The sequence below is a fragment of the Streptomyces sp. NPDC111520 genome (assembly GCF_055635295.1).
In genome coordinates, this window is record NZ_JBVKBW010000034.1 from 45,571 (window position 1) to 65,101 (window position 19,531).

At 69.2% G+C, this 19,531-nt stretch carries 18 protein-coding genes and 1 pseudogene; 8 read left to right on the forward strand and 11 right to left on the reverse strand.

Going from position 1 to position 19,531, the window contains the following annotated elements; genetic code table 11:
• Positions 1-836: 836 nt before the first annotated feature.
• The 4 genes from tgmC to ACZ7MY_RS41080 form a co-directional block, all read right to left on the reverse strand.
• A complete protein-coding gene (gene tgmC, locus ACZ7MY_RS41065) occupies positions 837-1,961 on the reverse strand; it encodes an ATP-grasp peptide maturase system methyltransferase (RefSeq protein WP_499611013.1) in 1,125 nt (374 codons plus the stop codon).
• Positions 1,958-2,905 carry an ATP-grasp ribosomal peptide maturase gene (gene tgmB / locus ACZ7MY_RS41070; protein ID WP_499611016.1) on the reverse strand — a complete coding sequence of 316 codons (948 nt, stop codon included), beginning with the start codon at positions 2,903-2,905 and terminating at the stop codon, positions 1,958-1,960. The genes tgmC and tgmB overlap by 4 nt, the downstream gene beginning before the upstream one ends.
• On the reverse strand, positions 2,902-3,213 hold the full coding sequence (gene tgmA, locus ACZ7MY_RS41075) for a putative ATP-grasp-modified RiPP (protein ID WP_499611019.1): 312 nt from the start codon (positions 3,211-3,213) through the stop codon (positions 2,902-2,904). The genes tgmB and tgmA overlap by 4 nt, the downstream gene beginning before the upstream one ends.
• 132 nt (positions 3,214-3,345) lie before the next feature.
• The gene (locus ACZ7MY_RS41080; RefSeq protein ID WP_499611021.1) at positions 3,346-3,768 is read right to left on the reverse strand and encodes a hypothetical protein; all 423 of its coding nucleotides are present in this window, start codon (positions 3,766-3,768) and stop codon (positions 3,346-3,348) included.
• 247 nt (positions 3,769-4,015) lie between these two features.
• On the opposite strand from ACZ7MY_RS41080, the gene ACZ7MY_RS41085 reads away from it, so the two are divergent.
• The 5 genes from ACZ7MY_RS41085 to ACZ7MY_RS41105 all read left to right on the forward strand — a co-directional run bounded on the left by ACZ7MY_RS41085 (position 4,016) and on the right by ACZ7MY_RS41105 (position 9,502).
• Positions 4,016-5,410 (forward strand): NsdA family TPR-like regulatory protein, encoded by a 1,395-nt coding sequence (locus ACZ7MY_RS41085; protein ID WP_499611024.1) that lies wholly within the window; start codon positions 4,016-4,018, stop codon positions 5,408-5,410.
• Between the two features lie 19 nt (positions 5,411-5,429).
• On the forward strand, positions 5,430-5,900 hold the full coding sequence (locus ACZ7MY_RS41090) for an SAM-dependent methyltransferase (protein WP_499611026.1): 471 nt from the start codon (positions 5,430-5,432) through the stop codon (positions 5,898-5,900).
• Between the two features lie 1,084 nt (positions 5,901-6,984).
• On the forward strand, positions 6,985-7,305 hold the full coding sequence (locus ACZ7MY_RS41095; RefSeq protein ID WP_499611028.1) for a hypothetical protein: 321 nt from the start codon (positions 6,985-6,987) through the stop codon (positions 7,303-7,305).
• 169 nt (positions 7,306-7,474) lie between these two features.
• Positions 7,475-8,236, forward strand: coding sequence for an SMI1/KNR4 family protein (locus ACZ7MY_RS41100; RefSeq protein ID WP_499611030.1), 762 nt, complete (start codon positions 7,475-7,477; stop codon positions 8,234-8,236).
• 801 nt (positions 8,237-9,037) lie between these two features.
• The gene (locus ACZ7MY_RS41105) at positions 9,038-9,502 is read left to right on the forward strand and encodes a hypothetical protein (protein ID WP_499611033.1); all 465 of its coding nucleotides are present in this window, start codon (positions 9,038-9,040) and stop codon (positions 9,500-9,502) included.
• 311 nt (positions 9,503-9,813) lie between these two features.
• Here the strand turns inward: ACZ7MY_RS41105 and ACZ7MY_RS41110 are convergent.
• Positions 9,814-9,924, reverse strand: a pseudogene (locus ACZ7MY_RS41110) (hypothetical protein); the annotation flags it as partial.
• Between the two features lie 83 nt (positions 9,925-10,007).
• Here ACZ7MY_RS41110 and ACZ7MY_RS41115 point away from each other — a divergent pair.
• Positions 10,008-10,229: a hypothetical protein gene (locus ACZ7MY_RS41115; protein WP_499611036.1), complete on the forward strand. Its 222-nt coding sequence runs from the start codon at positions 10,008-10,010 to the stop codon at positions 10,227-10,229.
• Between the two features lie 993 nt (positions 10,230-11,222).
• Here ACZ7MY_RS41115 and ACZ7MY_RS41120 read toward each other — a convergent pair.
• The 5 genes from ACZ7MY_RS41120 to ACZ7MY_RS41140 form a co-directional block, all read right to left on the reverse strand.
• The gene (locus ACZ7MY_RS41120; protein WP_499611060.1) at positions 11,223-11,798 is read right to left on the reverse strand and encodes a phosphotransferase family protein; all 576 of its coding nucleotides are present in this window, start codon (positions 11,796-11,798) and stop codon (positions 11,223-11,225) included.
• 860 nt (positions 11,799-12,658) lie between these two features.
• On the reverse strand, positions 12,659-13,063 hold the full coding sequence (locus ACZ7MY_RS41125; RefSeq protein ID WP_499611038.1) for a helicase associated domain-containing protein: 405 nt from the start codon (positions 13,061-13,063) through the stop codon (positions 12,659-12,661).
• Positions 13,064-13,363: 300 nt separating this feature from the next.
• Positions 13,364-13,957, reverse strand: a complete 594-nt coding sequence (locus tag ACZ7MY_RS41130; protein WP_499611041.1) for a L,D-transpeptidase family protein — start codon at positions 13,955-13,957, stop codon at positions 13,364-13,366.
• Between the two features lie 148 nt (positions 13,958-14,105).
• A complete protein-coding gene (locus ACZ7MY_RS41135; RefSeq protein WP_499611044.1) occupies positions 14,106-14,456 on the reverse strand; it encodes a hypothetical protein in 351 nt (116 codons plus the stop codon).
• 267 nt (positions 14,457-14,723) lie between these two features.
• Positions 14,724-15,821 carry a peptidoglycan-binding protein gene (locus ACZ7MY_RS41140; RefSeq protein ID WP_499611047.1) on the reverse strand — a complete coding sequence of 366 codons (1,098 nt, stop codon included), beginning with the start codon at positions 15,819-15,821 and terminating at the stop codon, positions 14,724-14,726.
• 458 nt (positions 15,822-16,279) lie between these two features.
• On the opposite strand from ACZ7MY_RS41140, the gene ACZ7MY_RS41145 reads away from it, so the two are divergent.
• A complete protein-coding gene (locus ACZ7MY_RS41145; protein WP_499611050.1) occupies positions 16,280-18,181 on the forward strand; it encodes a serine/threonine-protein kinase in 1,902 nt (633 codons plus the stop codon).
• 215 nt (positions 18,182-18,396) lie between these two features.
• Here the strand turns inward: ACZ7MY_RS41145 and ACZ7MY_RS41150 are convergent, their stop codons facing one another.
• Entirely contained in the window at positions 18,397-18,627 is a 231-nt protein-coding gene (locus tag ACZ7MY_RS41150) for a hypothetical protein (RefSeq protein ID WP_499611052.1), read from the reverse strand.
• Between the two features lie 282 nt (positions 18,628-18,909).
• On the opposite strand from ACZ7MY_RS41150, the gene ACZ7MY_RS41155 reads away from it, so the two are divergent.
• On the forward strand, positions 18,910-19,491 hold the full coding sequence (locus ACZ7MY_RS41155) for a HEAT repeat domain-containing protein (protein WP_499611055.1): 582 nt from the start codon (positions 18,910-18,912) through the stop codon (positions 19,489-19,491).
• Positions 19,492-19,531: the final 40 nt, after the last annotated feature.

The window sequence follows — 19,531 nt, forward strand, 5'->3', positions numbered from 1 at the left end:
TGCCGCAGAGGCAGGACCTGGACGGCGGACGGCGCGGGAGCGAGGAAGTAGCGCTGTTCCACCACCCGCAGTGAACTGCAGCCGCCAGGTTCCGGCGGCGTCGAGATACGACGTCACGTGCAAGACGTCGTCCACCGTTGCTGCGGGCGCGATGCGCTTGAGGAGCCGGCACGCGGCCTGATCGCCTCGGCGGCCGCCGGCAGCGAGCGGGTGGCGCGGGGCACATCGGCGGTGAGCTCCTGGCACGTTTTATGCGCCGCCTCGGCGGGGGCTGAAGGTGACGAACAGCTCCCTTCCCGCGAGCCGGTGCCGGTGAGTGCGTGCCTGCGGGCTGTTCTCCTCGGTCCGCCGGGGTCAGCGAACGTCATGGTGAGTCGCCTCCTCAACGGCAACGGGCGGGAGCTATAGGACGTCGAGTTCGCCGTGGTTGGCGGCCGCGGTGAGGTGTGCGATGAACTGCGGCCACCCGAGGAGGCTGGCGGTGACCTCCGTCCTCCCCGTCGTGGTTGCGGTGGCGGGAGGCCGCCTTCTTCGCGGCTGGCCTCCCCACCGCCATCCCCCCGGCGGTCGAGGCGCAGCCCCCTGCTTCTTCGCCGACGGGGCGTCCACATCGGGGCTGTGTGGTTCGGGTCGTGGAGGAACCAGCCTGCCTTGACCGACGCCTCCCTACTCGCGGGCGTTGTGGGCCTTGATAAGCCGCGGGGTGTTGGCCACCTGCCGGTACCTGGGCTTCTCGTTCTTCCCACGGGCACCGCCAGCCGTACAGGCCCACACCGGGGTCGGGCCCTGCATCCGCTGCTGGAGCTCCGTCCGGGTTACCCCGCGCGACGGGGTGTCTAATCAGTAATGTCCCACAACACCTGCTGGAGCCCGTTGGACGCCACGGCCACCCGGAACTTCTCCAGCCCCGGGGCGCCGTCGTGGCGCCACATCACCAGGTGCTCCTCGACGTCGTCCCACAGTCGGGCGGGACCGCCCTGACGTACCCGCCACTGCTCCCCGACCTGGCGGAGCAGCGCCCACGCGCCGGCATCGACGTCGACGAGCAGGTGCTCCCCGCCGCCGAGCTTGGCGCGTTGCGCCTGCGGGGCTGCGATCTGCGCGACGAACCGGGCCGTCCAGTCGTCCAGGACGTCGGCGCCCACGACGGCCTCCCGCTCGGAGCCGTCGCGGGTGTCCGGCAGCATGCCAAGCGCCGGAGGCAGATGGGGGCGGGCGAGCATGAACGACACCTGCCCGCCGAGGAGCTGGCCGGATGCGGTGCCGTCCTCGTGGACGGTGAGGCGCGCCAGCTCGGAGGAGCCCATCCAGCCGCAGAGCGTGGCGAGGATCTGGCCGCCCGGCCGGGTCTGGGCGATCCACGCCGTGGGGATGGTGCGCACGCCGCACGTGGCGACGATGCGGTCATACGGCGCGTTGTCCGGATGCCCGGCCAGGCCGTCGGCGGTCACCAGGTAGGGGACGTGCCCGGTCTGGGCGAGCGAGGATGCCGCCCTGGCCGCCACGTTCGGGTCGACCTCCACAGATGTGACCAGGTCGTCCCCGAGGCGGTGGCAGAGTAGTGCTGTGGAGTACCCGGTGCCGGTGCCGACCTCCAGGACGCGCATGTCGTCCTCGACTTCCAGGTCCTCCAGCATCCGCAGCACCAGGCCGGGGACCGTGCTGGAGCTCGTCGGCTCGCGGAAGATCTGGCCTCGGATGTCGCCCGGCACGATGGTCCCGGTGATCTGCGTGACCAGGGACTCGTCGGCGTAGCAGGCCGGCAGCCAGGCGGGGTCCTCCGGCATCACCGGCTCCCACGCTGTCGGCGTCGAGCCTGGCACCCGGCGGAAGAAGCCGCCGCGCAGGAACTCGTGTCGTGCGGTGGCGGCCGCGGCGTCTCGCCACTCGGGGGAGCGCACGCTGCCCCGGCTGGTGAGGCGGTCCAGGAGTTGTTGCCGCAGGGCGGGCTCGTCGTTCATGAGGATTTCCGTTCCAGTAGATCGGCCATGGCTGCCACCAGCGGCAGCCCGGTCTCGGGCTCCATCCAGGCCCACTGGCCGGAGGGGTTGCACTCCAGGAACCACCATGCCCCGTCCCGGCCCACAGCGAAGTCGAATGCGCCGAAGACCAGGCTGAAGTGATCCAGGTACCGGCGCAGAGCTTCGGTGATGCCCGGCGGAGGCTCCACCACGGAGTAGGTCAGGCGGCTGTAGTCGGTGCGCCAGTCGAGCAGGTCGCAGTCGATGCGCACGCAGAAGACGCGGTCGCCGATCACGGTCACGCGGATGTCTGCGACCTTCTCCACGCGCTGCTGGAACAGGTGGACGGTGCCGGCCACCCCCTCGTCGATGTCATCGACCGTGACCTCGTCCACCTTCACGGCACAGGCCTTGCCGTCGACCTCGTACAGCGGTGTCGACAACGGCTTGTAGATCACCGGGCCGTGCCGCTTGATGAAGGCCCGCGCTGCGTCCGGCTCGGAGGTGAGAAGGGTGGGCGGGATGTCGAACCCTGCCGCCACTGCAGCGGTGAGACCGGAGGGCTTGAACTCGGCGTCCCCGATGCGGTGCGGGTGGTTGACGTACAGGCAGCCCGGTAGGGACGCCATGACGCCGCCGAGGCCGTAGCGGGCCTGTGTGACGGCGAACCGGGCGGTCTGCTGGTCCAGGTGCGGGAAGGTGAACCCGGAGGGGCGGCGGTAGTACAGCGACCGGACGTGTGTCAGGTCGGCGGTGCGGGTGGGCGTCGACAGCGTTCCGGCGATGCCCTCGTGGGTGACTGTGGCCGCGACGGACAAGGTGGCGGGGAAGTCCCCGGAGTCGAACCGCACGACCGGGACACCCCGGCCGTGCAGTTCGCTGGTCACCAGGTCCGTTGTGGGGTCGTCCAGGTTGGTGACGACCAGCACCGGACCGCGAGTCACTGGTCCGCGTCGCTACCGGTGTCGGAGTCGCCGGACCCTGCGTTGCCGTCGGGGCTCGTGGCAGTGCTGGGCTGCGTGCCGGTGCTCGTGCCGTGGCCCGGCATCTCCACGATGCCGCCGTTGGCGTTGTAGAACCGGGTGGTCTGCGACGCGGGGTCCAGCTCGGCGCGGGTGTAGGCGGGCGCGGGGGTGCCCGGGTACGGCGCCATCCGGCTGACGCCGAACGGCGGCGGGGTGGGCAGGCCCGAGGGCAGCGGCGTTCCGGTGGGGATTCGATCGGCGTGGCTGAACATGTCGTAGTCCTCCATGGTCGCGGATCTGATGGGGCCCGCCGCGCGCGCCGGGTGATGATCCGGGCAGGCTCGCCGGTACGCGCGGCGGGGTGGTGCTGCCCCTCGGGGGTGGGGGCGCCTCCCCGGCAGGGGGAGGAGATCAGGGGGTCAGTCGCCCGGCGGCAGCTCGGGAATGGCCTTGCCGGTGTCCGGTGGGTCGGTCATGCCGAAGTGGTCGAGGCCAGCGCGGAGGAACCGCGGGTCGGTGAGGTGGCCGAACGCCAGCGAGGTTGCCCAGTACGGGCCGGGCCCGGCGATACGGCGCAGCGAGGGGAGCGCGATCTCGACGGGGTGCGAGACCCACACGCCCCCGGGGTGCAGCCAGCCGCGCGAATCGGTCGCGGGGACGAGCCAGAGGAGGAGGTCGTCGTCGGTGACGACGGCGCCGCACCCGCCGGGCTGGTTCCGGCGCATCCACCAGATCAGGTCCTGCCCGGTACTCGCGCCCCGGGTGACGACGATGTCCCACCACGTGCCGCAGGGAAGTTGCAGGCCGGCGGACTCGGGGAGCGCCGTCAAGAGGCGGATCACGTCCGACAGGTCCGGTGGCGTTGGGAGGCTGATGGCGGTCTCACGCCTTCGTGTCACGGTCATCGCTGTCCCAAGGTCGAGTAGGGCTGATTCGTGCGCACACGGCTGGTCAGGACGCCATTTCCAGGGCAACCTGCGGCCGAGGACGCTACGTTGAGCGAACCGCATGTGACGCCCCGTCGGTACGGTGTACGGACGCCGGATGCGGTGAAAGCGGTGAAAGATCGTTTACGACAGGGGATGCGTCATGGCGGACGCACGGCACCGGAACGACAGACTGGCAGCGGTGATCAGCGAGGCCGGGTGGAAGCACGTCGACGTCGCCGGCGCGTTCGTGCGGGTTGCCAAGGAGAACGGGGCAGCGCAGTTCTCCAACGTCGGTCGCTCCCACGTGTCGAAGTGGGTTGCCGGTCATGCCCCGTCCGGCCGGGGTCTGGACTTCCTTTGTGAGGCGCTGTCCCGGAAGCTCGGCCGCACAGTCACCGCACATGAGGTCGGGTTCGGTGCTGCTCCCTCTCCCCAACGAACGGGCCCCGACTGGGGCACGGATACGCTGTCGGCGCTGACCGACCTCGGGAGACTGGACGTGGACTTGGACCGCCGCAGCGCCCTCGGGTCCGCTGCCTACTCGGTGGCCTCCCTCGCTTTACCCGCTACCTCCTGGTGGTTGCAGATGGCGGACCGCGGCGCCGACCGCCGTATGCCCGGGTCACGTGCCGTGGGACGGGGCGACCTCGAGGCTGTCCGCGACATGACGAGCATGTTCTCCCGGATCGACCAGAAGCACGGCGGCGGGCACGCCCGTACGGCCGTCGTCCAGTACTTCACCTCCGACGTGGTGGCGCTGCTGCGCGGCCGGTTCGCGGACGAGGCGGTACGGCGTGACATGTTCTCGGCCGCCGCAGAGCTGGCCTACCTCGCCGGGTGGATGGCGTTCGACAACAGCGAGCACGCCACAGCGCAGCGGTACTTCACCGGGTCGGTGAAGCTGGCGGCTGAGGCCGACGACCCGCCGATGGCCGCGCACGTGCTGCGCGCCATGGCGCACCAGGCCGTCGACCTCGGGCACACGCAGCACGCTCTCGACCTGGCGGCCGCGTCCATCGACGGGCGCCGTTACGCCCTGGCTACGCGCCGGGAACGGTCGCTGCTGGGCGTGGTCCACGCCCGAGCGCTCGCGGCGACCGGCGCGACGGCGCGCGCCGCGGCGGCGCTGCTGCGCGCCGAGGACGACCTCCGCGGCGCGTCCGACGGCGACGCCGAGCCGGGCCGGGTGTTCTTCTTCAAGGAGGCGTCCCTCGCCCACGAGACCGCGTGCACGCTCCGGGACAGCGGGGACCTCCGCGGGGCCCTGTCGCAGTTCCGGCGCAGCGTCCGCACCCGGCAGGCGACCCCGTTCAAGCGGACCCACGCCGTGACCCTCGGGTACTACGGGGCCGTGCTGGCCCGCCAGGGGCTCATTGAGGAGGCGTGCGCGACGTGGGACCGGGCCCTGGACGCCATGGACGGGGTGCACTCCGGACGGACCCGGCAGACCGCGGTCCAGATGCGTTCCGCGCTGTCGCCGTACCGGCAGCGCGGGGTGCGGGCGGTACGGGAGACCGACGCTCGCGCGGCCGCGTTCCTGTCGGACGTGGCCTGACCACTGAGAGGGAGACGACGTGTTGCAGCTGGAGCCCATCGGCCGCGTGGTGAGCGGACGGACCGAGGTCGCGGACGACTACTGGGGCGGGGTGAAGTCCGTCATCCGCCTCGACGACCGCTTCCCCGTGGAGACGGTCCAGGGCCTCGACGAGTTCTCGCACCTGGTCGTCACATGGGAGTTCCATCTGGCGTCCCCGGACGACGTGGCGCTGCACGCGCGTAGCCCCCGCAACAACCCGGCCTGGCCCGTCACGGGCACGTTTGTGCACCGCAACCACCGTCGGCCGAACCAGATCGCCACGAGCTTCCCGCGGCTGCTGCAGGTGGACGGTCTCGACCTCCACGTAACTGACCTCGACGCGGTCGTGGGCACGCCCGTCCTGGACCTCGCCCCGTACTTCCGGAAGATGGGCCCTCAGGGCCCCGTGGACGAGCCGTCGTGGCCCGGGGAGATGCTGGGCGACTACTGGGCCGAGCCGCGCCCCTGAGGCCAGCCCTTGGCCGCGTGCTGGACCGCGCCGCCCCGGACGACGGTGTACAGGTCGGTCGGCACAGGCCAGCCCTTGTGGTCGACGTATTCGCCGCTCAACCACCGCGCCCACTTGTTGCAGTCCGTTGTGAATGGGCGTGCCGGTGGCATTGTGTGGGTGTCAGCAGGGCTGGGGTCGTTGGGCGTGGTCGCGGGTGTAGAGGCTGTTTGATCCTGCTGTCATGGGGTGACCAGGTGGCTGCTGTTGAGTGGTGAGTGTGGGGGCGATTCGGCTGTCGTGGGGGTGGCTGTTCCTATTGCCCAAGGCGGCGTCCGGCGAGGGCCGTGACTACCGCTTCCGCTTCTGCTTGTGCCGTGCTGTGTTCCTCGCGCCGTCCTGCGGCCGCTTGGCGTTCGGGTGGAGCGAGCGATGAAGCTCTGTGGGGGGCCGAAGGGACGGCAGGCTGGCCGTCAGCGCAGCATCAAGCGGCCCGGTGTACCCGTCGTGATAGATATAGAGGAGTTCGCGGGTTGGTTGCTCGTAGAGGAATACGACACCTCTGGGCAGACCGAGCTGATGCTTCTTGGCCCGGAGGTAATTGCCGAGCCTCCTGTCGGTCTCGTCGGGGTCGGCTCCGGCGGCACCTGCAGGCCTCCTGGCGGGCGTGGTACTGCCGGGCGGCCCGAAGGTTCACGGCCCACTCGTCGGCCTGCGTACGGCGCGCCGACGGCCGCTCGTCAGCCTCTGCCGGGCTGAGGTGGAGCACGTACTCCAGCATCCAGACCTGCGCCGGCAGTCCCGACCGACACAAAGCAGTCGGCGCGATCGTGCAGCAGACCCCCGATGCGGCCGCCAGGTTCGCTGAGGCTGCGGAGCTTGAGCAGGACCCGGTAGCAGCCGGAGGAGGGTCGAGATCAGAGACGAGGCTTTCGGCGTTGACCGGTACGCATCGTGGGGTGCTCACTGGTCTGTCCCCGCAGCACTCAGTACTCAGGAGCCGCCACCTCTCCCCACTGGGGCAACCCAAGATTCGAAACCCCAATCCGGGGCACCCCCAAAGAGTCCCGGCACCCGGCCCGGACACCGACCCCCGGGAGACCCTGTGACCACCTACGTCATCACCGTGCCTGGCACCTTCGTGCAAGGCATCAACGACACCCAGCGCTCCGAATTCGAACAGAAGCTACGGCCACGGGACCCGAAGAACACCGACCTCGGCGAAAGCGAGGAACTGAGCCTCCTCACGCTCCAAGACGACGGCAACGCATTCTCCGTACATCTCGAAGTGGAGGCCTCTGGCCACGCCGAAGCCGAAGCGGAAGCCGTACGCCTGGTCACCACCGCCCTGCGCGACAGCGGTTTCACTGAGCAGGACGCGCCCCTGGGGCCGGCAGCGGTCACGGGTATCGACCGCGAGTTCTGAACCAGTCAGGCAAGCATCCCTCCGCACCCGCTCCTTCGAGCTGGCCGCGACCCTAAGGGTTGGCCGAACGAAGTGAGGCTCAAGCCCCCGAGCCGCGTGCGGGCCGGAGCAGACCGGGGCCGCGGGAAATCCATGGTGGTGTGACGCGAGGGCGCCATAGCGTGTTGCCATGAGCGAGGAAACGTGGGCAGGGGTACGAGACCGGGTACAGCGACTTGGTGGGCTCGCAGGCAGCGAGTCGGTCTTCGGTGCCCGCAGGCACGGCTTTCGGCTTGGCCCGGTCATGGAGGAGGAACAGCTCCGGTCGCTGGAGGCGGCCCTCGGCGTCGACCTGCCCACGCACTACCGCAGCTTCCTGCTCCAGGTCGGAGCCGGAGGCGCCGGCCCCGACTACGGCCTGATGACGCCCGTCCTGGGCGACAGCGGATGGCAGTGGCGCGACGTCGGATTCGCCCACCGGGGGCAGCGGACCACAGCCGAGCTTGCCGGCCGCCCTTTCGTGGCGGAAGCCCTGCAAAAGGAACTCGACGCCCTGGATGCGCAAGAGCCCAAGCCGGAGGCGTATGAGACCGACGAGGCCTTCCGCCAGGCGTTCACTGCGTGGGACGCGCGCTACGAGGAGCTGTACGACGCGCAAGAAGCAGGCGTCGTCTTCCTGAGCGAGCAAGGCTGCGGCTACTCCTCACTGCTCGTGATGACGGGCCCGCACGCAGGCGCTGTCTGGGAGGACGCGCGGCCGGCGGACGGCGGGATTGTGCCGACCGGACTCGATTTCGCTCAGTGGTACAAGCGTTGGCTCGTGCGTACCGAACAGCAACTCGAGCGACTGAAGAGAGACAGGCCCCGGATTCTCTTTACACGCCAGCGGAGTCTTTTCAGGTTCCTTCGCCAAGTCCGGTTGGTACGGCAGAGCGGAGCGAAGCACCGGTAGTTCAGTGAAGGCACCGTTGCCGACACTGCGCCCGGGGGCCGTGCCCGGGCACGGCTACCGGGAACTGTGCGGCGGCCCGCTGGACGGCCTGCTCCTGGACATCACTGGCTGGATAGAGACCGAACGCGCCACTGGAGCCCCGCTGCGCACCGACATCGGCAGCTTCGGGCCCGCCGTCGCGGTGGCCGCCGACCTGACCGGACGGGCCCGGCGCACTTCAAGGTACGCCGGGCCTCGCCGTGCTCTATCACCAGATGACGAGGTATCCGTTGCCGCCAGACTGGCCCTCTGTGAGGGGGGCACTGGCACCACCACTGGCGCCGCTGTCGCCGCCGGTGCCCGCGTTCGGCGGCGCGGGCTGGATCACCCCGTCCACTGCCGGACGGCCGCCCGGTCTTTCTACTTCCGGGTGTGGATCTTGTTGGTGCTACCCGCGTGGGAGGATGCGCTGTTCATCGCCGGTGCGGCGCGACTGCCGCTCCCGTACCGGTGGGACTTCGGAACCGGGTGGGGAACGTGGGTACAGGAGTGTCGCGGACAGTCGCGACGGTGTGTGTGCTGACCGTGGCCGTTGTCGGCTGCGGGCACGAGGACGGGAACGGTGCGAGGGCCTCGCACCCCGAGAGGCAGGCTGCAGCACCCACGAAAGTCCTGGGTCATCAGGAACTGGAGCGGGCCGCGCTGGCGTCGGGGGACGTCGACGGATTCAGCGTCGGGCCCATGGTGGGCGACGCGGGGGCCGGGCAGCCTGTGGTGAGTCAGGTCCCTCCTGCGCCCGCGCGGTGTAAGCCCCTCAACGACATGACCGGCTTCGTCGGCAGGTACCAGCCCGTGTGGCAGGTCGCGAAGACGGTCGGTCGCACGTCCGATGAGGCCGACATGTCGTCGACGACGGTGGCGCTCAACTCCTACCGGCAGCAGGACTCGGTCAAGGTGGTGACGGACCTGCGCGGTGCGCTGGACACCTGCACAAAGTTCACGCCGCCCGGGTCCTCGACCACCGGCTGGACGTACTCGCACATCCGCAAGCTGCCGGATCCCTCGCTGGGGGACGACGCGCTCTCGTACCGCATCACGCTGGGCCTGCCCGCGGACGACGCGGGCCCCGCGCACTCCGTCGTCTTCTCCTACGTGGTGGTCCGGAGCGGAACGACCGTCACGACGTTCGCCTCGAACCTCTTCGGCGTGAACGACGAACCCACCGAGGTGCCCCGGCAGCTCATCGACGCCCAGCTCAAGAAGCTGAGCCAGGCGTCGTCGGGCTGAGGCACCCGGTGTCGGCACCCGGGACCAGGACGGGGCGCGCCCGGGTCCCGGGTGGCGCCGTGCTGCTGCTGAGCCCAGGCCAGGTGCCATGCGTCAAGCGGCGTATCAAAGTTCAGCTCCAGGCCGCGCACCGGCTCGAGGCGTCCCTCGCGCAGTTCGGCGAGGAGGCGCTCGGCATCGAGGGAGGGGTAGTCGAGGTAGCCGCGGTCGTCACCGCCGAAGAAGGTGGGCCGCAGCGTCTCGCGCAGCTCCGCGTCGCGGGCCAGGCGCTCGGGCAGGTCGGGGTTGGCGATGAAATCACGCCCCAAGCCGACGGCGTCGACGGTGCCGTTCTCCACGGCGCGCAGTGCCTCCTCTCGTGCGTAGCCGCCAGTCGCGATCAGCCGGCCCGGGTAGCGCTCGCGGGCCCAGGCGCTGTCGATGGTGTCGGCCGGCCGACGCCGGGCTGCCTGGCTGTGCCCGTCAGCCGAGACTCGGCAGGCGGGCTGCCCGTCCGAAGGGCGAAGTGCTGATCAGCTTCGAGGACTTCACTGCCCGGCTGCTGGATTGGACGTTGTGGTGGAACACCGTGCATCGCCCTGCACTGTTGCGGGGCAGGACCCCGATTGAGGCGTGGCAGGACGATCCCACGCCGCTGAGGGACGTGCCGGCGGCGGATCTGTGGTCGTTCACCCTTGAGGATGCCGGCACCCGCAGGAACTCACCGCCGATCTCCACCGGACGCTGATCCGGTGGCTGGACGACAAGGAAATGCGCCGGGCCCTGGCCGCCGTGCTGACCGCACTGACACGCGAACTGGAACGCACCGACCACACGCTGGCGGCGCGACTGCAACCCATGCTGGCCGAACTCGCCGGCCTGTAATTGCATTCTGCGGTCAGGACCGCATCGGGCTTTGGAGTAGCTCGGCCAGGGGCCACCATGCCGTGCTCGTGGCCGATCTGCAAGACGGACTGGTCGTCCGCGAGGTCTCCGGCCGCTGGGAGCGGCGCGGCTTCGCCCGTACCGGTCCGGGCCATCCCGTTGTGCCGCTGACCGGTCTCGGGCAGCACACCTCCACCGAGTGGGTGGCTGCCGCATTGGCCGGCTGGTTCTCGGTGCGCGACACGATCGGAGTCGCGCGGCCCGCACTGGTGCTCGGCTCCGCCGGTCCTTTTGGCCAGCCTGGGCTCGGCGGCCGCCTGATCCTTTTGATCACGTTGCCTGTCGCCCTCGTCACGCTGGATGTCGGATGGCCCCCCACCCCGGGCGGCCCACCGCAGCAGGGCGTTCCTGTTAAGCGTCTCCGTAGTCGCCGCGGCCGCGGTGGCTCTGCCGTTCCTCGGCTGGACCCTGGCCAGACCAGACAGCTATGCGGTTGCCGCCCGGCTCGCTGGCCTGGCACTACTCATGGTTCTCACGCTCAGCGCCCGGGCCGGGTGGTTCGTCAGCCGCAGGAGACCTGATAACCCTGTCGGCCTCACTGGCTTGCGCATTCGCTGGAAGCGGTAGTGGCATTCACGACTTGAAGGCCCGCTGCCGCATCCCACACACGCCGCTTGTCAGCGGCCGCAGCCGGGTCTTGCCACGTGGTCCTCCCGGCCGACGGTTCTGGGAGCGTGGCTGGGTATGGCTGCGTTGCGGGGACCGTTGACTGCCACGGGGTGTTTGTGTCTGCGCTGGTCGGGGCCGGTTGAAACGGCTGTGGGATGAATGACGCTGGGTACCTGCGAGCAACTGGTCAGGTCAGGGGCGGCGTCAGGTGTGTCGTGCGGTCCAGCCATGCGGCTGCGGCTGCGGTGCGCTGTGTGACGACGTCATCGGGTTCGCCGTTGAGCAGGGCGAACGGGATTTGCTCGAGGCCGAAGGTGAGGTACCAGGTCCAGGCGCGGTGCAGGGTGTGCCGGTCGACGGCGGCCGCGACCTTGTCCCAGCCGTGCCAGGCCAGACAGGCGGCGTCGATGGCTGGGTCGAAGGGCTGGGCCAGATCCCAGTCCAGCACACCGACGAGACGGACGTCCTGGCTCCAGTGCATGTTGGCGCCGGCCAGGTCGCCGTGGACGAGTGACGGCGTGACGGCGGGCAGATTCATGGCGGCATGGACGCGGCGACGCGCTTCGCCCTGCCAGGCGCGGGGCAGACGGGGTACCACGTCCTGCTCCATGATCTCGGCCCACCGTTCGCCTCCCGCGTATTCGTGCGGCATCCCCAGCAGGCCCTCCATGCCATGGCAGTCCACTTTGCGTAGCGCGTCCAGCAGTCGGGCGAGTTCCTTTGGTTGCCCGCCCTCGCCACGTCGGCAAGCGCCGCCTTCCAGCCAGGACGGCGCGACGGCGGTGCCCTTCTGCCTGGACCACCTCGGACAAGGGGACCGGTACCGCGAACGGCAGGTCTGCTTCCGTCAGACGGCGCAGAAGTTCGGTACGCCGGGGCAGCGCGGCTGCCGCGGTGGTGTTCTTGGCGATGCGCACGACGGCGACGCCGGGAAGCAGTACCACGTGGTGCGAACCGCCACGTGCGAGAGTTGCACTGCGAAGGTCCTCTCCGGGCAGTACGGCTGCGGCAACAGCGAGCAGTTCCTCGGGCGCATGATCAAACACCCGCGGCAGCCTACCGGGGGTAGCCAGCCCGGACAGAGAGCGGTAGCCACTCGGCTACCCGCCCCGTGGTCAAGTGCGGTCCGGGAGGCGGGACGTCGGGAACATTCCTGGCTGTTCAGTTCTGGTATGCGAGAGGGCCTGGCCGTGCCCCGCCTGCCGCCGTTCTGGCCGGTGTGCGCTGGTCGGCGTGGGCGCGCTGCGCCACGCGACGTTGTGGGACAGGCGCTCAGGTTTCAGGAGTCGTTCCACAGCCCGCCCGTCGCAGACGGCGTTGCTCGGACAGCACGGTGAGTCCGAAGATGCAACCAAGCGGGAACCCGCGACGGGCGCGATGATGAATCCGGCGACTGCACTCCTGGGAAGACCAAAGACTGCCCGATGCTGCGCTCGTCCCTTTGCTGCCGGTAGCAGTGCTGTTTGTTGCGGTCGTCTTCAACCGTGGTCGGGTACCGGCTGTGGGGCAACTGACCGATTTGATCATCCCCCGATGAAGCTGGGGAGACCTGCGGCGTGGATCCTTCGGTTGTCCAGGGTCTCCGCCGTCCCCGGGGGAGAGCAGGGCTGCTGGCGGGGACCGTTATGCCCACTCGACTCCGAGGTTGGCCAGTGCAGCCCGCTGTTCCCGGGTGAGCTTGCCGCGTCTCGCGCGGGTGTTCGATACCCATGCGCCCAGCCTTACGGTCACCGGCTCTTCCTGGCCGTCGACCGCGATCGCGCCGTCGGCCTGGCCCATATCCGCTGGAGCGAAAGCTCCCTGCGAGCATCCTTGCGGGGCCTTCCGTAGGCGGTCACCGACGGCCGCCTGCGCACACTGCTCGCAGTTGTCGTCCAGGCCATTGCTCAGGCACCGGGAGCCGCCACCGACGGCACTCTGCTGCAGGTATGGGTCCTCATCGATGCCCTCACCCTGCCCGTGACAGGTTCGGCGTGGGCTGGCCGCTCTCAGGGTGGAGAGCCCTCGGACGTCGGGCCAGGTGAGCATGCCCTCCCCGGACCGGACAGCCACGAGGAGAGCGTGGAAGGCGGCACGACGGCTATCCCTGCGCTGCTGCGCGCGGGGCTCCGGCACAGGCTCAGAGAGCGACCTGCCGTGACCCCGGTGGTTCAGGCACGAAGAGGACGCGGTGACGTCGCCGGTTCGGGGCGTGCGGCGACTGCCGGGTGGATGGTGGTGGGTGTGCCCGTGCGGCCGTGGCAGGCCCGAGGAGGCTGCCACGGCCGCGCATGGAGCGTGTTTCGGTCGGCGATGGGGGGCGTGCTCTCTGTTCGCCGCCTGGTCGTGTCAGGACACGACGCGCAGGTGGGTTGGCCAGCCGATGCGGTTGAGGAGCTTGAACATGTGTGTGATGTGGTTCGGATGCAGTTTCACGCAGCCGGCGGACTTGTAGTCCTTGGAGTCTTGCCAGCTTCGCGGCTCGCTGTGTCCTTGGCTGCCGTCACGGTTCATCTCGGAGTGGATGAACATCTGCGTACGGATCTTTTTGTGGGGGTTCTTGGAGCACCCCATGTCCTCGAGGTAGACGGCGTAGCCCTTGATGTACCGGCCGTTGTACTTGGGGTCCTTGAGCTTGATCTTCCAGTTGCCGTTCGGGATCCAGCCCTCGCCGACTGCACAGTCGTTTTTGCTGCCGAGGCCTGATCCGGCCCGGTAGGAAGCGAGAAGCTTCGTGCCCTGGTAGACCTTGAGCTTCGAGTTCGTGGGGCTGTCGGGGTTCTTGTCGTAGACCAGGCTGGTTGCCGTTACCGCCGATGGCGTCTTGACGGGTCCTTGTGTGGCGGCGGCCGGTGAAAGGGCCGGCGCCACGGTCAGGGTCAGGGTGGTTGCTGTGGCTGCGGCGATGAGGGTGCTGCGCAGGCGGCGTCCGTTGCTGCTCATGGTTTCCTCGTTCTCCCGTACGGCTTGATGGTTCCGGCCCGTGCATGTGTGGGGTTCGTGATGTGGGGTGGGCGCTCGTGAGCGCCGTGGTCCGGGTACGAGTGCACCTGCGGGCCGGGGCGCGGCGTGGCCCGCCCCTGGCCCGAGGTCAGGCGATGGCCAGGCGAGCCTGTGCGGTCGTCGTTCCGGTGAAGGTGAAGGAGAACTGCTCGCGGACCCCGGAGGCGCACGCGGACTTCGTGCGGTAGGCACCGTTGCCGGCGTTGATGCGGACCACGGCGCACTTGGCGTCCCTGCGGGTGTCCTGGAGCCAGCCGGCCACCGTGACGCTGCCGCCGGAGCAGCGCAGGGTCCAGTTGGCCGAAGCGCCGTCGATCACCGGGGACGCGGAGGACGGGCAGGTGGCCGCGCCGGCCGGACCGGCGGCGGCGACCGCCAGTCCACTGGCGATGATGGCGGCCGACGCGGCGGAGGTGATGATCTTGCTGACAGCGGACATGAGTGCCCCCTTCGGGCAGTGTGCTGACGGGAAGCGGACCGGCGGAGGCCTGGATCTGCCCGTCTCGTCGGCGAGGCGGGCCGTCCAGGAGTGCTGGTCGCGGAATCAGCATTGCCGCGATGACCGGGTGGGAGAACACGATTCCGGCTGCTTGCCGAGGCGCATCGATGCGCCCCACATGCAAGGGCTCTGACCTGCTGCTATGGACCAATGCATGCGGGGCGTGTCATGCGGACGTCATGCCTGCGAGCGGGTGTGCCGTGCTTGTCACTCGGAAGCTGAGGACGGCGGGCTTGTGGTCCGCTGGTAGGCCGGTGTGTCGACTGGCTGGGCCTGCTTCACCAGCAGGGCCAGCCAGGTGCTCTCGTCGACCCGGCCTGTCTCGCGCAGGCCATGTGTGCGCTGGAAGTAGCTCACGTCTTCGGCGGTGGCCGCAGTGAACCTCCCCGTCACCGGGGTGCCGCCTTGGTCCACGTTGTTCAGGAGTTCCTGTACGGCCCGCACGGCGAAGGCGTCGGATCCGGGACCGACCTGCCCCTTCACCAGCGCCGGCCAGGTGAGGTTGCCGACCTTGCCGTCGGTCGGCAGTTCCTCCCGCTTCTGGAAGTCCATAACGGCGTCCCTGGTGGCTTCCGTGAAGAATCCGTCGGCCCGGACCTTGTAGCCGTGTGCGTTCAGCAGGTTCTGCAGAGCGCGGGCGCGGGTGAACTGGTCGGCCTTGCTCATGTACAGCAAGGGCCACTCGTACCGAGCCTCCCCGGCGGAGGCGGCACCGGCCGCACCGCCGGCCGTGGCCACGCCATCCCGGGCGGACAGCCGTTCGTGGAAGACCGCTCCGGCGGTGAACGTCACGACCACCGCCGCTGTGACCAGGGCCGGCCGCAGCCACCGAGGACGACGCAGGCCCCCCGATCCCTGGCCCGGCGAGCCATGCGCGCCGACGGGGGCGTGGGCGGTGGCGGCCCCGTGCTTTCCTGCGGCGAGATCGGGCTCGGAAGGTGCCGCGGATCCGCCCGTGCCGTCAGAGGGCGTGGTGTGTGCCTCGCCGTTGTCGGCGACCCGCGGGCGGGCGTTCTCCCGCAGAGCGGCCTGGCACAGACTGCGAGCCCGTTCGAGTTCCACTGCCGGGGCACGCAACTGGGCGTGCAGCGCCTCGACCACCCTCAAGGGAGCGGTCGACAGGTGCTTCGGGTTCAGGTACCGCGACAGCGTCGTCTGGTCGACTCCCAGCCTCGCGGCCAGCGCCTGCTGCGTCGGCCTGGTGCCGCCGGTCGGGCTGCCGGCTTCCTCCCACCAACGGCGCAGCAGCCGCGACAGTTGCACCCCCGCGCTTTCCCGGTCCTGGCCACCCGGCTCCTGGGTCATGTGCGTGTCTCTCCCCGTCGTTGTACGGAACAGCCGGGCCTCCACACCGCCTGCATGACGGCATAACAGCAGGTCAGATCTATGCAAGACGGCAAGCATCGGTGCATCGGCCTCAGCGGCGCTGATCGTAACGATGCGGTCGCGGCATCAGGCACACTCGCTTGCGGGCTGTCCGCGACCCAGGCGCGGCTCCACATGATCACTGGCCCTGCGACTGCGCCGTGAGTGAGACGAACCGGCGTCCTGCGGCAGCGGACCGGATTCACCCTGACGAGTGCATGGGACATCGGGGTGCACAAGGCGATGTCTCACCCGCATGACGGACCCGTGGCAAAGAACACCGGAACGTACATCGCTCGGTAGTTCCCCTGCGCCCACCTCAAGCATTACGACGCGTCAGCTCGCAGTGACATCACGAAGTCAAAGTCAGCGGGCGGGCATAGGGCAAACCCTCGAGTGTGGAACCGTTGCGTGATTGTCATGGGCATCCAGGTTTCATCTGGCAAACTGCCGTTTCCGATGCACCATCAGCACGCGCGGTGTGGATGAATCCGGCCGCAGGACGATCAACGAGGGAACCCGTGGAGTGGAACGCGCCGCAGCCGCAGTGGATCGGTCCGTACCGGATCGTTGCCAGGCTCGGTCAGGGCGGTATGGGCCAGGTCTTCCTGGGCCGAAGCCCTGGAGGCATGAAGGTCGCCGTGAAGGTGATTCGGCCAGACATCGCGGAGGACGACGAGTTCCGCCGCCGCTTCGCCCGTGAAGCCCAGGCCGCCCGCCAGGTGAACAGCGCCTACACCGCCCCCGTGGTCGGCGCCGACGCCGAGGCCGACCCGCCGTGGCTGGCGACGGCCCATGTCCAGGGAGTGCCCCTGGACAAAGCTCTCCGGCACGGCCCCTGGCCCACCGACTCGGTACGAGCCCTGGGCGCGGGACTGGTGGAGGCTTTGAGCGCCATCCACGAGGCGGGGGTCGTCCACCGTGACCTCAAGCCGTCGAACGTCATCCTGACGTCGAACGGCCCCCGCGTGATCGACTTCGGCATATCCGCCGTCGTGGACGCCACCCGCCTGACCGAGCACGGAAGCTACCTGGGTACCGCCGGTTTCAGCTCGCCCGAACAGATCAAGGGCCAAGCCGTCGGTACGGCCTCGGACGTTTTCTCCCTGGGCGTCCTCCTCACCAGGACCGCCACGGGCCGGTACCCGTTCGGCGAGGCCGCCTCCGGCTCCGTCCTCAACTACCGCGTGGTGCACGAACAGCCCGATATGGACGGCCTGCCGCCCGAACTACGCGCCATCATCGAGCCATGCCTCGCCAAGGACCCGGCCCTCAGGCCCCGCCTGGGCGAACTGCTGCACCAGCTGGTCGAGCCGGTCGACGACCTGGTCACCGTCCTGGGTACGGCGGCGTGGCTGCCGCCGGCTGTCGCCGCCATGACCGCCCTGCGCGAGGCCGAAGACACGGTCGGCCTGCGCCAGGCCGACGCAGGCCAGGACGATGCAGCCGGGGACAAAGCGATCGCGCACCCCACGGAGCCCGACAGCCCCGCCCAGCCAGACGCCGACCCTGCAGTCGCCTCTCCCGCCGAAGTGGCCGTCGCGAACGCCCCAACCCAGCCCGGCTCCCGCGCCGCACGACGAACCGCGGACCGCACGGTCCAACGCCGCGGCCGTCGAGTGGCCCCGCTGGTCACCGCCGGGGCCACCGCCCTCGTCCTCGTGGCCACGGGCGGATGGTGGTGGTCCCAGCACATGGACGAGGCGACAGGAACCCCTTCGGAAGGCGCGTCCAAGGCCTCCGTCGCGGCCAAAACACCATCTCCCTCCCCGAGTGCCTCCATACCCGGTCGGCCCTCCGGTTCGCCCTCGGCCAAGTCACCCGCCAAAACATCGGGCACCCGCGGTTCCTCCACGACGCCGACCCAGTCCTCAAAGTCGTCGGCAACGGCCAAGCCGCCATCCGAGCCCGCCCTCGGCCTGGACTGGAAGTGCCGCGACTCGTATGTCGCCGACAACGTCGACGGCTACCTGGTGCTTCCCTGTATCGCTGATGACACCGGCAACAGCATCGCCTGGAAGATCCAGGCGAAGTCCCCCACAGCGCAGACTCTTACTTTCTACTACTGGCTCGGCCGGAACCCGGAGGACGGGAGCCGGGATGACATCACCCTCAGCTACGTGCGGGAATGCACCCTGCACATGGTGCCCAACGTGGTGCAACAGTGCCCGGTCTATACGTCCAGGCCGTCCGTCGGCGAAGTCCATGCCGGCGTGTCCGACACCAAGGGCAGTCTGGACGGCGCCAATAGCAACGCCATGTACTTCGACGGCCAGCACCTGTCCGCGATGCCCGCCTGACTGATCGTCCGCCCTCGTGCCGCTGCCTGGCGAACCCAGGCCCTGCCCCGCATGGGGCAGGGCCTGGGGATCTATCTGTGCTCCCGGCTTACGAGCCTGGCAAACCGGATGGCCGTGGGTCTTCAGGCTCGGCCTCCTTGGGCGTGCACGCGGTAGCCGGTGCCCAGGATTCCATCGCCGGATCCCGGCAATGCCTGCGCCTCACGATGTATGGGTCAGCTCGGCAGGAGGGTGTCCGCCGGCGTGGTGACAATCGGAACGTCCGGGCACGCTGCGGCTTCACGCACCAGGGCGTCGCGTTCGATGTCGTCGACCGCCAGGTGCCAACGCGTTTTCACCGTCACCCAGTCCACTACGTACCGGCACCGCGCGGCTGCGGCCGGGGGCAGCCACTCAGCAACGTCCCTGTCGGCCTTGGCCCGGTTGCCGCGGGCGGTCACCGTCACCAGTGCTCGCGGCTCGTCCGGGTCGTTGGCGTAGGCCTGCCGCTGCCTCGCGGTCCACTGCGATGCGCCGACTGGCGGGGAGCGTCAACTCAACTGTGCTGTATTCGACATCACCGGTGGTGTCGGAGGCGTCAAGGGTGAGCGCTTTGCATAGCTATGGGCGCTACTGATCTCGTCTATCAGGCTCGGACACTGTCCGCCTGCCTTCGCCGGCAGGCGTGGGTACGGGAAGCGTGAACTATCGAGTGGCTGTGACGAGTGCCGACGAGCCACACTCTGATCATGGATGGCAGGATTGCTCAGCTGGTTGGCGAGCTTGATGCGGATTCGAGCGAAGTGGCCGAGGACGCGCAGCATGCGCTGACCGCTATCGGGTCAGACGTGCTGGACCAGCTGATCACCGCAGTCCCTGACCTGGGTATTTTTGGGCAGCTGTGTGCCATTGAGGTCTTCACCGCGCTGCAGGATCCAAGGCCGGGGGACGTGCTGATCGACCTGCTGGTCAGCGAAAACTCCACCGTTCGCCAATGGGCCGCCGAAGCCTTGGGAGAACTGCACATTCAGCGCGCCGTGCCGGGACTGCAGCGAGCCTATGCGGCCTTTCGGCAGCGAGATGAGGCTCTTGACCACTGCGAGGGAGTGGCACTTCGCGATGCACTGAGTGAGCTCGGTGCCCGTGACGTCGTAGTCCCACCCCGAGTCGCCGCGCTGAGTCTCTCGCTGGAGAACCTGGATCGGGTGTGGCCGACAGTGCATCTGGCCGAGGTTATTGAGCAGCTTGCCGCTCATGGTCAGGCGGTCCTCTACTTTAAGAAGTCATCTCAATTGGCTGGTTCGGTAGTCTGCGGGCGTGGGGATCGTTGAGCGGCTGGTACCGGATGAGTTGTGGGCCTTGTTCCAGCGG